This window comes from Sphingomonas sp. Leaf34, from assembly GCF_001421805.1.
Classification (GTDB): Bacteria; Pseudomonadota; Alphaproteobacteria; order Sphingomonadales; family Sphingomonadaceae; genus Sphingomonas.
In genome coordinates, this window is sequence record NZ_LMLC01000001.1 from 909,818 (window position 1) to 923,292 (window position 13,475).

14 protein-coding genes are annotated in these 13,475 nt (G+C 66.2%); 11 read left to right on the forward strand and 3 right to left on the reverse strand.

Annotated elements, in window-relative coordinates; all coding sequences use genetic code 11:
- Position 1 precedes the first annotated feature (1 nt).
- Together ASF00_RS04160 and argH are read right to left on the reverse strand one after the other, a co-directional pair.
- On the reverse strand, positions 2-244 hold the full coding sequence (locus tag ASF00_RS04160; protein ID WP_055874469.1) for a hypothetical protein: 243 nt from the start codon (positions 242-244) through the stop codon (positions 2-4).
- On the reverse strand, positions 241-1,608 hold the full coding sequence (gene argH / locus ASF00_RS04165; protein ID WP_200910234.1) for an argininosuccinate lyase: 1,368 nt from the start codon (positions 1,606-1,608) through the stop codon (positions 241-243). The genes ASF00_RS04160 and argH overlap by 4 nt, the downstream gene beginning before the upstream one ends.
- A 16-nt stretch (positions 1,609-1,624) precedes the next feature.
- On the opposite strand from argH, the gene ASF00_RS04170 reads away from it, so the two are divergent.
- The 9 genes from ASF00_RS04170 (at position 1,625) to ASF00_RS04210 (ending at position 9,115) form a co-directional block, all read left to right on the forward strand.
- Positions 1,625-2,254: a TlpA family protein disulfide reductase gene (locus ASF00_RS04170; protein WP_055874475.1), complete on the forward strand. Its 630-nt coding sequence runs from the start codon at positions 1,625-1,627 to the stop codon at positions 2,252-2,254.
- Between the two features lie 326 nt (positions 2,255-2,580).
- Positions 2,581-3,114, forward strand: coding sequence for a helix-turn-helix domain-containing protein (locus ASF00_RS04175; protein WP_055874479.1), 534 nt, complete (start codon positions 2,581-2,583; stop codon positions 3,112-3,114).
- Between the two features lie 34 nt (positions 3,115-3,148).
- Positions 3,149-3,496, forward strand: coding sequence for a hypothetical protein (locus ASF00_RS04180; protein ID WP_055874482.1), 348 nt, complete (start codon positions 3,149-3,151; stop codon positions 3,494-3,496).
- Positions 3,459-3,974: a hypothetical protein gene (locus tag ASF00_RS04185; RefSeq protein WP_055874485.1), complete on the forward strand. Its 516-nt coding sequence runs from the start codon at positions 3,459-3,461 to the stop codon at positions 3,972-3,974. The genes ASF00_RS04180 and ASF00_RS04185 overlap by 38 nt, the downstream gene beginning before the upstream one ends.
- A 58-nt stretch (positions 3,975-4,032) precedes the next feature.
- Positions 4,033-4,455 (forward strand): hypothetical protein, encoded by a 423-nt coding sequence (locus tag ASF00_RS04190; RefSeq protein WP_055874496.1) that lies wholly within the window; start codon positions 4,033-4,035, stop codon positions 4,453-4,455.
- 83 nt (positions 4,456-4,538) lie between these two features.
- Positions 4,539-5,546 (forward strand): glycosyltransferase family 2 protein, encoded by a 1,008-nt coding sequence (locus ASF00_RS04195; RefSeq protein ID WP_055874499.1) that lies wholly within the window; start codon positions 4,539-4,541, stop codon positions 5,544-5,546.
- A complete protein-coding gene (locus ASF00_RS04200) occupies positions 5,546-6,994 on the forward strand; it encodes an oligosaccharide flippase family protein (protein ID WP_055874502.1) in 1,449 nt (482 codons plus the stop codon). Before ASF00_RS04195 ends, ASF00_RS04200 begins: the two co-directional genes overlap by 1 nt.
- A gap of 46 nt (positions 6,995-7,040) precedes the next feature.
- Complete coding sequence (locus tag ASF00_RS04205; protein WP_055874505.1) at positions 7,041-7,883, forward strand: beta-1,6-N-acetylglucosaminyltransferase; 843 nt, start codon at positions 7,041-7,043, stop codon at positions 7,881-7,883.
- A gap of 167 nt (positions 7,884-8,050) precedes the next feature.
- On the forward strand, positions 8,051-9,115 hold the full coding sequence (locus ASF00_RS04210) for a flagellin N-terminal helical domain-containing protein (protein ID WP_055874508.1): 1,065 nt from the start codon (positions 8,051-8,053) through the stop codon (positions 9,113-9,115).
- 149 nt (positions 9,116-9,264) lie between these two features.
- Here the strand turns inward: ASF00_RS04210 and yghU are convergent, their stop codons facing one another.
- The gene (gene yghU / locus ASF00_RS04215) at positions 9,265-10,158 is read right to left on the reverse strand and encodes a glutathione-dependent disulfide-bond oxidoreductase (protein WP_055874511.1); all 894 of its coding nucleotides are present in this window, start codon (positions 10,156-10,158) and stop codon (positions 9,265-9,267) included.
- A gap of 302 nt (positions 10,159-10,460) precedes the next feature.
- Between yghU and ASF00_RS04225 the strand changes: the two genes are divergently transcribed.
- Together ASF00_RS04225 and ASF00_RS04230 are read left to right on the forward strand one after the other, a co-directional pair.
- Positions 10,461-11,813 carry an alpha/beta fold hydrolase gene (locus ASF00_RS04225; protein WP_055874515.1) on the forward strand — a complete coding sequence of 451 codons (1,353 nt, stop codon included), beginning with the start codon at positions 10,461-10,463 and terminating at the stop codon, positions 11,811-11,813.
- Positions 11,810-13,363: a GMC family oxidoreductase gene (locus tag ASF00_RS04230; RefSeq protein ID WP_235525603.1), complete on the forward strand. Its 1,554-nt coding sequence runs from the start codon at positions 11,810-11,812 to the stop codon at positions 13,361-13,363. The genes ASF00_RS04225 and ASF00_RS04230 overlap by 4 nt, the downstream gene beginning before the upstream one ends.
- Positions 13,364-13,475 lie beyond the last annotated feature (112 nt).

Consider the following 13,475-nt stretch of genomic DNA (forward strand, 5'->3'; position numbering starts at 1 on the left):
TTCAATTGGGAGGCGGCAGGTCGAATTCGTCGCTGCGACGCTCGTCGGACTTGGTCAGCAGCTCATCGCTGCGCTGCGGGCGTTGCTGCGTGGTGGGCGTGAGCAGCTGCGCGGCGGTCGGCCGGGTCTTGGCACCATAAGGCGCGACCGGGAGAGTCTTGCCCTCCGCGGGCACCAACCCGTCCGCCGCGCCGCAGCCGGCCAGTGTCAGCGCCAACCCCGTCAGTGCGAGTAACCGTTTCATGCCGTTTCTCCCCGTGCGGCGCGGATCGCCGCGCGCACATTGTCGGGCGCAGTGCCGCCGAAGCTGGTCCGGCTGGCGACCGACGCGTCGACCGAGAGCACGCCGTACACGCGTTCGTCGATCCGTGCATCGATTGCCTTCAGGTCCTCGATCGGCAGCGCGTCGAGCGCAACCTTGCGCTCTTCTGCTAGCTTCACCGCGCGGCCCGTCACATGATGCGCCTCGCGAAACGGGAGGCCCGCCTCACGCACCAGCCAGTCGGCAAGATCGGTCGCGGTCGCAAAGCCCGACTCCGCCAACCCGCGCATCCGGTCGGTGCGGAACGTCGCGCTCTCGACCATCCCGGTCATCGCCGCGATCGACAGCGCGAGCAGGTCGTGCGCCTCGAACACCGGCGGCTTGTCGTCCTGCATGTCCTTCGAATAGGCGAGCGGCAGGCCCTTCATCGTCACCATCAGCGCGGTCATGCAGCCGAGGATACGCCCCGCATGCCCGCGCACCAGCTCGGCCGCGTCGGGGTTGCGCTTCTGCGGCATGATCGAGCTGCCGGTCGACCATTGATCGCTGAGCGCGACGAACCCGAACGGCTGCGACGCCCACAGCACGAACTCCTCGGCGAGCCGCGACAGATGCAGCGACGTCTGCGTCGCCGCGGTCAAATATTCGATCGCGAAATCGCGGTCGCTGACCCCGTCGAGCGAATTGGTCATCGGCCCGTCGAAGCCGAGCGTCGCGGCGGTCATCTCCCGGTCGATCGGAAACCCCGTTCCCGCCAGCGCCGCCGAGCCGAGCGGCGACCGGTTCATCCGCGCGCGCGCATCGGCGAACCGGCCGACGTCGCGCGACATCATCGCATGATACGCCATCAGGTGATGCCCCAGCGTCACCGGCTGCGCGGACTGGAGATGCGTGAAGCCGGGCATGACGCTCGCCGCATGCTCCTCGGCGCGGGTCAGCAGCGCCCCCTGGAACCCGGCAAGCGCGGCCAGTGCCTGGTCGATCGCATCGCGCACCCACAGCCGGAAGTCGGTCGCGACCTGATCGTTGCGCGAGCGCGCGGTGTGCAGCCGCCCCGCGACCGGGCCGATCGCGTCGGCGAGCCGCGCCTCGGTCTGCATGTGGATATCCTCGAGGACCAGATCCTCCTCGACGCCGTTCGCCGCGTAATGCGCCGCCACCGTGTCGAGCCCGGCCGAGATCGTCGCGGCATCCTCGGCCGAAACGATGCCCTGCTTGCCGAGCATCGCGACATGCGCCTTGGAGCCCGCAATATCCTGCTGCCAGAGCCGCTTGTCGAAGGGAATGGAGGCGTTTATCTCGCGCATGACCGCCGCCGGGCCCTCGGCGAACCGCCCACCCCACATCGAATTGGAACCGTCCATGGTCTTGCGTCCTGTGTTCACTTCGCGCCCAATCGTCTGTCTCGCGGGACTGGGCCTGCTGGTCGCCGGCTGCGATAGGAAATCGCCCGCGCCGGAGCAAGCAAACGTCGCCGTCGCCAATGCGGCGTCTGCCGACGAGGTCGCGCCCGGCCCTGCCCCCGACGAGGCGACCGGCCCCACGGCAAGTACCGAAAAGCTCGACCGCAGCCACAAGGGCGAGACCGGCCCGACCGGCGCCTTCACCGCGCCCGACGGCAAATCGGTGACGCTGGCCAGTTTCAAGGGGAAGCCGCTGCTGCTCAACCTGTGGGCGACCTGGTGCGCGCCGTGCGTCGCCGAGATGCCCACGCTCGACGCCGCCGCCAAGTCATTGGCCGGCAAGGTCCAGGTCATCGCGGTCAGCCAGGACCTGCAGGGCGCGGAGAAGGTGACGCCATTCTTCTCGGCAAAGGCGTTCACGACGCTCAAGCCCTATCTCGATCCCAAGCTTGGCCTCAGCCTCGCCTATCAGGCGAACCTGCCGACCACGATCCTCTACGATTCGGCGGGCAAGGAAGTCTGGCGGATGACCGGCGGGTACGAGTGGAACACCCCCGCTGCGGCCAAGCTGATCGCCGAGGCGTCGTAAACCACTGCGCCCTTGGGGATTGTGCCGACTCGCCTTGGTGACGAGCCAAAGGTTGATGGCGAGCCGGCACGTCGACTTAACGCACGAATGCGCAAAAGACGTGCAAACCGGATACAGAATGGTTCAAATGCGACGGACCGAGCCGATCGACGGGCGCAGATACGCGGCCTTTGGCGCGAGCCGGTGGCGAGCGTTGCGGTTTCGGGCTGTTGCTTGCAGAGGCAACGACGTTTTAGGGACAGGCGCGATCCGGTGTCGCGTTGGCCCGTCGTCGTTCGCATATGATGGTTTCGGCCCGATCAAGAGCCCGATGAAAGGGGGATGACATGGACGAACCCCGCATCGATCGGCTGTCGAACCGCCACCGCGACGTGCTGCGCGGCGTCGCCGCGTTGCGCAAATCCAAGCAGATCGCGGCCGATCTCGGCATCGCACCGGGAACGGTCGACGGGTATATCGCCGAAGCCGTCCGCATCCTCGGGGCGACCGACCGTGGCGAGGCCGCGTGCATGCTCGCCCAGCACGAGCTTAAGGCCTCTCCGCCTCTGGATACGCCCCCCGGACAATTCGGGGGGCAATCTCCATGGGTGGTCTCTTCGCCGCAAACCGTGACAGAGATCGCCACGCCGGTCGTCGAGCCGGAAGCGGTCCACGACACCGGCATACACACGCCGATGTCGCTCGCGGGACTGCTTCCGATCAGGCGTGCGGGGCAGCGGAACAACGACCTTCCGGTCGCGGCACGCTTGCTCTGGATCCCGGCTATCGCAGTGATCCTCGCGGTCGGCTTCGGCATGCTCGCAAGTGGTCTCAAGGTGCTCGCCGAGCTGATCGAACGGCTGGGGCACCTGTCTGGCTAATCGATCGAAGAGGCCGCACCGGCGGATAGTCTGCATGAACACCCAACTCACGCGTACCGGTACCGACATCGGCATCCTGCTCAACCGGCTCGAGGCGCAGCTGACCGAGGCATTCGCGATCTGCTCGCAGCTCGCCATGGCCTCGACGACGTTCGGCGGTAGCGCCGGGCTCACCCCTCGGATCGCCCAGCCCGTCGTCCAGGAGCTCGGCGGCGCGATGGCCGCGATCGCGCAGGCGCAGGGCCATGCGATCGCCGCGCACCGCAGCGCCGAACGAATCGGCAAGTTCGTCGGCTTCGGCGATGGCCTTCCCAAACCCGACGAGGCGTTCTTCGCGGGGGCGGATGGCAGCCACCTCTCGGTCGTCGCGCAAGCCGCCTGACCGCGAAGACGGTGGCGCAGCAGTGATCCACATCCTGATCTATTATGCGGTGGCGCTGGCGACCTGCTCGTTCGCGTTTCGCCATGGTGGCATGCCCGAGCGCGCCGTCGCAGTCGCATTCCTGCTGGCGGCGATCGGCTCGAGCATGCTGGCATTCACGGCGCGGCCGGCGTTCCGCTCGGTCGATGGGGCCCTTCTGTCGGTCGATCTGGTGCTGCTTGCCGGGCTGGTCGCGGTCGCATTGTTCGCGAACCGGTTCTGGCCGATCTGGATCAGCGCGCTGCATCTGCTGGCGATCGCGGTGCACGGGGTCAGGGCATATGATCCATCGCTGGTACCGTGGATGTACGCCGCCGCGATCAGCAAGATCGCCTATCCGATGCTCGCGCTGCTGGTCGCCGGCACCGAGCGTCACCGGCGCCGCAAATCGTCATACGGGATCGATCCGGACTGGTCGATCCCGTCGGGGCCGCACTGACCCTGACCCTGGCCCTGACCCCAACCCCGGCACCGACTTCAAGATATGAAAGACGCCCATGAGCGATCACCTTCGCCTCCGCTACGAGGCCCCGTGCGATGGCCCGACCGCGACCACATCGACGACCGCATCGGTACGGGATGCGTCGTCACCGACCGAACTCGATCGCGCGCGCGCGCTGATCCGTCAGCGCGATGCCCGCTCGGCTGCATTCGCCCCCGTCCGCCTGCTGTTCCAGGATCCGGCATGGGATATCCTGCTGGGGCTGTTCGTCGCCTATGAGAAGGGCACGCCGCTGACGATCGACGCGGTAAGCACCGCCTCTGGCCTCTCCGACGTGGCGATCCGCCGCTGGTTGCTCGCGCTGGAACATCGCGGCCTGATCACCTCCTGGCCGCACGACGCGGATCTCGCGGCTCGCTCGCTCGGCCTGACCGACGCTGCCCTGACGATGATGCTGCAGTTTCTCCAGGATATTTGAGTCGATTCGGCGCACATCCTCCGTTCATTCATTTTCAACGGCACGCGCTGTAGGGGTGACGGTGGACGCGGAGGATGTGGTTGATGCGGTTGTCGGTTTTGATGAGCGTGTACAACAACGCGCCGTTCGTCGAACGCGCGGTCGCGAGCATCCTCGACCAGACGTATCGCGATTTCGAATTCATCATCGTCAACGACGGCTCGACCGATGGCTCGACCGAAATCCTGCGCCGCCTCGCCGCGACCGACCCGCGAATCCGGCTGGTTGAACAGGAGAATCGCGGTCTCGTTGCCAGCCTCAATCGCGGTTTCGCGATGGCGCACAGCGACTGGATCGCGCGGATGGACGGCGATGACGAATCGCTGCCGCACCGGTTCGCGACGCAGCTCGAATTTCTCGACCGGCATCCGGATCACGGCGTGATCGGCACGCAGATGGTCAATGTCGACGAACAGGGCAGGACGATCCGCCTGACCAACGACTATCCGCGCGACGCCACCACGTTCCTCGCGGCGATGGAACTGCTGCCGCTGATGAGCCATCCGAGCGCGATCATCGCCAAGGCGGCGTTCGAGAAGGTCGGCGGCTATCGCAAGATCTATCGGCACTGCGAGGATTACGACCTGTGGCTGCGGCTGTCCGAGGTCACCAAATTGTGCAGCGTCGACGAAATCCTGTATCGCTATTGCGTCAATCCCCAACAGGTCACCTTCCAGCATCTGCTGCATACCGCGATCGGCGCCGCGGTCGCCTGGCAGGCGCATCTCCAGCGCAGCAGCGGCCGCCCCGACCCGACCGAGGGCCTGTCGGCGCTGCCGGATGTCGATCATCTCGACGAGCTGGACAGGATTTTCGGCATGCCGGGAATCGCGCGGAAGGTGCGCGCGCGCGTTGCGCCGAAGCTGCTCTATTCGCTGCCCGCCCTGACCTCGGGCGGCGCCCGCCTGATCGGCGACTATGTGGCGGAGGGCGGCGATCGGCGTCCCGCGACGCGTGCGGTCGCGCGGATGCTGCGCTACGGACAAATCCGCGGTGCGGGACAACTCGCGGGTAATCTCGCCCGCTCCTATTTCGCACCAAGGGGCAAATAATGGCGGTACGCAAAGCCGCCTTATGGTCGGTCAGCGGGCAATGGCTGGTGTTCGCCTTCAATTTCGCGGTGAGCGTGTATCTGGCGCGCTATCTGCTGCCGCCCTCTGCCTTCGGCACCTTCTCGGTGGGTTTCGCCGCCGCCGGCGTGATCTCCAATCTGCAGGATTTCGGACTCAACCGCTACGTCGTCCGGTCCGAGGAATTGACCGATCGAGTGCTCGACACCTGCACCACGATCACGCTGTGCGTCGGCGTCGCGATTAGCGCGACGATCGCCGGGCTGAGTCTCCCGATGGCGTGGTACTACGCCAATCCGACACTGATCCCGATCATGCTGCTGATCGCCGCCGCCTTCCTGCTGCTGCCGTTCAACACCGTGCCGATCGCGCTGTTGCAACGCGCGGTCGATTTCAGGACGCTTGCGTTCATCAACATGGCCGCCGCCGCCGCCAACGCCGCCATATCGGTGACGTTCGCGTTGTGGGGGTATGGCCCGATCGCGCTGGCGCTCGGCTTCCTCGCACAACAGGTCGCGCGCGCGACGATGGCGCAGTGGCTCGGCCCCCGGCGGGTCCGCCTGCGGTTCAGTTTCGAGGGCGCACGGCCGATCGTCTCGTTCGGCTCGGGTACCACCGTGCTCGCGGTCAGCGGCGCGATCGGCACGCGCTCACCCGATCTGATCATCGGCAACGTGCTGGGGATGCATGCGGTCGGCCTGTTCGGGCGCGCGGCGGGCATGGTCGATGGCTTGCGCACCCTGCTCGACGGTGGCCTGGCCTCGGTCTTCTTCAGCCACTTCGCGCAACTGGTGCGGGCCAAGAAGACGCTCGACCAGCCCTATCTGGATCTGGTCGGTTGCTACACGAGCGTGTTGTGGCCGGCGATGCTGCTGCTGTCGCTGCTGGCCACACCGATCGTGACACTGATCTACGGTGAGGGTTGGGGCGAGGCTGCGCAGGCGCTTCGCTGGGTCGCACTGAGCGAATTGCTGTTCTTCGCGCTGCCGCTCCACACCGAAGTGCCGCTGATATCCGGGCATCTCCGCGAGTTGTTGATCCGCAACCTGATCGACACCGCGGCGGCGCTGATTTGCCTCATCTGCCTGGTGCGGTTCGGGCTGGAGGCGGCGGCAGCGGCGCGGCTGGTCTATGCGGTGATCTGGTACATGATCTATATCGGCATGATGCGCCGGATCGTCGGCTTTGCGGGCCGCGCGCTGGCGCTGATGTACGCGAGAAGCGCGGTGGGCACGCTCGCCGCCTGCCTCCCCGTGATCCTGCTGGTGCGCGACGGCGAACTGCTCTCGCTTCGCACCGCGATGGCCTCGATCCTCGGCATCGCGCTGTGGGTGGTCGCGCTCGCCCTCACAAACCACCCGACCTGGCGGGAGATCAGCCGCGCGCTCGGCGACCTGCGGCTTTCGCTGGCGCGTCAGGCGCGGACATGACGCGTTTCGCCCACCCCGCCCGCCTTCATCAGCAAAGGACCGCCGCTTGAAGATCGCCGCCTTGATCCGCGCCTATCATCGTCCCGACCAACTCGCGCTGCTGCTCGACCGGCTTCAGGGAGAGTTGTGGATGCCGTTCGTCCATATCGACCGCAAATCGGACATCGCGCCGTTCGCCGCGCTGCGCGACAAGGCGACCTTCCTGGACGATCGCGTACAGGTGAACTGGGGCGGATTGAGTCAGGTCGAGGGCGTCCTGCGGCTCTTGCGCGCCGCGTTTCGCGATCCGACGATCACGCATTTCTATCATATGAGCGGGCAATGCTATCCGGTGAAGACCGACGCGCAGATCCGCGACCGGATCGCCGGTTTTCCCGCGGGCTCGGCCAATCTCATGGAGCTGACCGCGATGCCGGTGAGCCACAAGCCGCTCGAACGCTATACCCGCTACTGGCTGCACGACGTGCAGAACCCGATCGCCTGGCGGATCCTGCGCAAGGTGTTCCCGCGCCTGCCCGACCGATCGCTGAGCAAACTGCGCGGCATCCACCTGTATGGCGGCGGCGCGTGGTGGCTGTTCGAGCGTGAGGCCGTCGCCAAGATCCTGCGGTTTCTCGACGAAAATCCCTGGTATATGCGGTGCTTCCGCTACTCGGATTGTCCCGACGAGATGCTGCTGCATTCGCTGATGGCGCCGCTCGGTATCACGATCGGTGGCGATGCCCCGACCGCCGACATCTGGGTGCAGGGCAAGGCGCATCCCGAGACCGTCACGCCGACGATCCACCAGCAGTTCGTCGAGAGCCCGGCGCTATTCGGCCGCAAATATATCGACTTTCATCCGGCCGCGGTCCCGGCGGGATCGACCATCATTCCCAACGTCGACTGACGCGGCCGCGCAACCCCGCGCGGCGGGTCGACGCCGCCCGGTTACCCATGCCGAACGGTGACTAATGCCGAATTAAGTATCCGGGATTTTACCGGATGCCGCGACCCCCACCGCCCCCGATAGGTTCCGGTCGCAGCGCGCCGAGGCCGCGCATTCGGGAGGATTCGATGACCGGCATCTACACCAACGTCGCGGCGCTTCGCGCGCAGAATGCATCGCGTCTCGCCCAGACATCGCTCGACAAATCCATGACGCATCTCTCGACGGGCAAGCGGATCAATTCCGCCGCCGACGATGCCGCCGGACTGGCAATTTCGACGTCGATGACTGCGCAGATCAGAGGAATGAACCAGGCCGTCCGCAACGCGGTCGACGGGATCAGCCTGATCGAAACGGCCGACGCCGCGCTCGGCGAAGTTACGGATATGGCGCAGCGCATTCGCGAACTGACCGTCCAGTCGGCATCGGGCACCTACACGGTGGCGGACCGCGCCAACATGCAGACCGAGGTCACGGCGCTTGCGACGCAGATCGCGGCAACGCTGAAGGCCACGTCCTTCAACGGGCGAAGTCTGTTCAACACGCAGCCCGCCAATTCCGACCCAAGCCGCGGACCGATCAACGAGGGAACGTCGATCGCGCTGCAGATTGGTCCGGATACGCGCGATACGATTGCGGTTTCGATCCCGCCCGTCACGACGAACTATTATCGGGTCGTCAGCGATGCGCGGCTCACGCGACCGGCTGTCTACGCCGGCGAAACGACGCATCTGATCACCTTCGACGACTACACTGCGGACGCACGCGTCGGGGGGCGCGCCGTCACGCTGGACGATATCGGCTTCAGCCCCCCGCAACGACCGGGCGACAGCTGGTACAGCGACGCACTCGCCCGCTACCCCAAGTGGAAGTCGTTTACCTTCACGGACGAGATGAACGTGACCAACCCCTATCGAACCGCCAATACGCTGAGCCGGGTCGACGATTTGATCGCCTCGATCGGCACCGTCAGGGCCGGCCTTGGCGCCTCGCAAAATGCCATCCAGGCCAGCGTGAACAGCATGACGAGCGCCACCACCAACCTGACCGACGCCCGCTCTCGCATCGAGGACACGGACTTTTCGGCAGAGACGGTCACTCTGGCGAAGGCGCAGATCCTGAATCAGGCATCGACAGCGATGCTGGCGCAAGCGAACCAGAGCCAACAGGACGTGTTGAAACTGCTCAAATAGCCGGTGCCCGGTGAAAGACCGACGGCGCTGAATCGAGCCTGCAGCCGGTACGCGGCGCGACCAGCATGCCCTAGCCCGTCAATGCCGGCGGCGACGTCGCCGGACCGGGTATGATCCGGGCGACGTCTGAAGGCAGGTTGCTCCGCGCGTCACCCCGTCTGGTTTTTCGCCGCTGCCCCGTCGAGCTTGTCCTGGGTGCGGGTTTCGAAGTCGCCGGCGTCATGGCGTTCATGGAGTTGGCTGGCGGGATCGCCCATGATCCGGTTGACCATCCGCCCGCGCTGGACCGCCGGCCGCGCGCCGACCAAGTCGGTCCAGCGCAGGACGTTCGTATAGTCTTTGACCTGAAGGAAGTCGGCGGCATCATATACCTGGCCCGTCACAAGCGCGCCGTACCAAGGCCATACCGCCATGTCGGCGATCGAATAGTCGTCGCCACCGAGATACTGGCTTTCACCCAGCCGCCGATCCAGCACGTCGAGCTGGCGTTTGACCTCCATCACGAAACGATCGATCGCATATTCGATCTTCACGGGTGCATAGGCATAGAAATGCCCGAAGCCGCCACCCAGCATCGGCCCCGCCCCCATCTGCCAGAACAGCCACGACAGCACCTCGGCGCGCCTGGCGACATCGGTCGGAAGGAACGCGCCGAACTTCTCGGCGAGATAGACGAGGATCGATCCCGATTCGAACACGCGGATCGGTTCAGCGCCGCTGCGGTCGACCAGCGCCGGGATTTTCGAGTTGGGATTGGCATCGACGAAGCCGCTGCCGAACTGGTCCCCGTCCATGATCTTGATGAGCCAGGCGTCGTATTCGGCGTCGGTATGACCGGCGGCGAGCAGCTCCTCGAGCATCACGGTCACCTTCACGCCGTTGGGCGTTGCAAGCGAGTAGAGCTGGAGCGGGTGCTTGCCGACCGGCAGGTCCTTGTCGTGCGTGGCACCGGCGATCGGGCGGTTGATGCTGGCGAACCGGCCTCCGCTCTGCTTGTCCCAGGTCCAGACCTTGGGCGGCGTATATTCGGCGGTCTCGGTCATTCGGGGTCTCCGCTATCTCGTGTCTGCAGCGGCGAACTGCGCCGTTGTCGGGCCATACGCAAGCGCGGAGCCCGATGCCGGCTTACGCCGCTGGCCTCAGCCGGATACGGTCATCAATCTGTCCTCGTCGCGCGCCATCCCGGAAAGCGCGACGGACACCGGGCGCGACTGCGACGATGTTGATCGCCCCTTCGCGGTACGCAAAATGACGGCGAATTGATCGATATTGCCTTTGTTGGCGCATGCGGGGGGAACGGACAGGGTCCTGCATCGTCCGGCAGGAGGATATCTCGCGAGGCTTCATGACCGGACCTACATTGGTGTTTCTCCATGCGCTCGGCGCCAGCGCGCGCGAATGGGAGCATGTCATCGACAGTCTTCCCGAATACGCGTGCGTCGCGCTCGACCTGCCCGGATTCGGCGGCGCTGCAGGTGCCGGTCATGCCGACGTCGCCACGATGACCGATTGGCTGGCCGACGAGATCCGATCCCGCCGACTCGTCCGGTGCGTTGTTGTCGGGCACAGCATGGGCGGCAAGATCGCAACGCTGGTTGCGGCCCGCGCGGCAGCGGGGGAGACGGGTCTGTCGGGCGTTCTCGGCGTCGTTCTCGTCGCGGCATCGCCCCCCGCGCCCGAACCGATGGACGACGATCGCCGGGCGCAGATGATCGGCTGGTTCGCCGATGGCCAGATCGCACGTGACGATGCCGCCACCTTCGTCGACGCCAATACCGTCGCGCCGCTCCCCGATCCGCTGCGTGCATCGGCGATCGACGATGTCCTCCACACAAGCCGGGAGGCGTGGCTTGGATGGCTCGAGCGCGGCAGTCGCGAAGACTGGCGCGCCGCCGCCGGAAAGATCACCATTCCGGCATTGATCGTCGCTGGCGGCGAAGACGGCGATCTCGGTGAGGATGCCCAGCGGCGGCTCAACGTGCCGCATTATGTCACGTCCGAAGTGCGCGTGGTGGCCAACGCGGCGCACCTGATCCCCTACGAACGCCCCCAAGCGCTTGCCGCCCTGATCCGCGACCACGCAAGCCAAGTTGCGGGGTCGGCGCTACCGACCGCGTTTGCGCAGATCCTCGGCTCCGCTCGGGTCAGCGAGAGGACGCGCCGGGTGATGCTGGAAAGACTGCGCCCTCCCCGCGACGCTGCGCCCTGGAGTGATGCGCACCATGCCACGCTTGCTGCGCTGATCGCGCAGATCCTGCCGGATTGCGGTGCCGACCACCGCTTGGCGCAGCGTGTCGCAGCCGGCGTTGCCCAAGGGGACGGCGATGGCTGGCGGTTCGCCGACTTGCCGACCGATAACGATGCCTGGATCCGCGGCCTGGCGACATTGCGCAGGATGACGGGTGGTGTCGCCGCGCAGGACACGCACGTCAGCGCCGGCCTCCTAGAAAATGTTGCCAAGGGAGAGGCGGGTATCGCGGATGACGAGGCGTATCTTTCGCCCGAGCAGATGAAGTTATGGTTCGAGGACGTTCGCGCGGAGGTTGTCCGCGTCTGGATGTCGTTGCCGACGACGATGGCCGCAATCGGCTATGATGGATTCGCCGTGGGCGGCGATGCGAATCGCAAGCAGGGGTACACGCGCACCGCCGCCGACGATGTGGAAAGCTGGCAATCCGCACCGGAGCGCGCGGCATGATGCCCCTTCGCACTGCCGGCGCTCGCAATGCCACGACGGACATCGTCGATGCGGTCGTCATCGGCACGGGCGCCGGTGGCGCGCCGCTCACCGCGCGTCTCGCTAAGGCGGGTCTGTCGGTCGTTGCGCTTGAGGCCGGGCGTGCGTTCCACCCGGACGAGCATGTCGCCGACGAGGTCGCGGCCGACATTTACTGGATGGAGGAGCGACTGAGCGGTGGTGCGAACCCCACCGCGTTCGGCGCGAACAATTCGGGCATGGGCGTCGGCGGGTCGACGCTGCATTGGGGTGCATTCTGCCCCCGCCCCGACCCGCGCGATCTGCAGTTGAAGACGCTGACCGGCGAGGGCGCGGACTGGCCAGTCGATCATGCCGCATTGATCCGCTACATCGAGGAAGTGGAGCAGTTCACCGGGGTTTCGGGGCCGGCACGGTATCCCTGGGACCAGGACCGCCACTACGAGTATCCACCGGTGGCGCGCAATGCCGCAGCCGACGCGATGGCACGTGGCTGCGCGGCGGTCGGCATAACCGCGACCGACGCACCGGCCGCGCTGGTGTCGCGCGATCGCGATCAACCGCATTGGGGACAGCGGCAGGCCTGCGTGAATTGCGGCGCCTGTCATCAAGGCTGTCGCAACGCCGCCAAGACGAGCATGGACACCACCTACCTGCCGCTCGCCGCGGCGCATGGTGCCGAAATTCGCGCCGGGTGCCGGGTATTGTCGTTCGAGTTCGACGGCAGCGGCCGGATCAACGCCGTCGTCTATCTGCAGGATGGTGAAGAGCGTCGACAGCGCTGTTCCGCGGTCTTCCTGTGCGCAGGTGGCGTCGAAACACCGCGCCTGCTGCTCAACCTCGGCATCGCCAATTCGAGCGGTCAGGTCGGGCGCAACTTCATGGCGCATGTCGCCACCCAGGTCTGGGGCCGGTTCGATGCCGATATGCGGATGAACCGCGGCTATCCGTCGTCGCTCATCAGCGAGGATATGTTGCGGCCTCGCGATGCCGACTGCGCCGGTGGTTACCTGATCCAGAGCCTGGGGGTACTGCCGGTCACTCTCGCCACGGGTCTCGCGCGCGGCGCCGGCATGTGGGGCGAACGACTCCAGACGATCCTGCGCAACTATAATCGGCTGGCGGGGATCGGGATCAACGGCGAATGCCTTCCCCATCCGGACAATCGCCTGACGCTTGCCGACGAGGCCGACGCCTTCGGCCACCGCAAGGCGCGCATCGACTTTAGCTACCATGCCAACGAACACGCGATCGATCGCCACGCCCGTCGCACGCTGACCGACATCTGGACGGCGGCGGACGCGAAGGACATCTTCGCCGTCGATCGCTCCGCGCATACCATCGGCACCTGTCGCATGGGGCATGACGGCGGCGAGGCGGTGGTCGACGCGGACGGTCGCAGCTTCGACATTCCCAATCTGCTGATCTGCGACAATTCTATTTTCCCCAGCGCGCTGGCGGCGAACCCCGCGCTGACGATCATGGCGCTGTCGCTGCGTACCGCCGACCGGTTCCTGGAGTCCGGCGATTGAGGACGTCGCGACCAGTGCGACGGCGCAAGGCCCAGCCCCTCGTTGCGGCGACGGTCGCCTCGATGACGCCTTAGCGCGCCGGATCGACATGCGCGGGTCGTTGCCGTCGGGC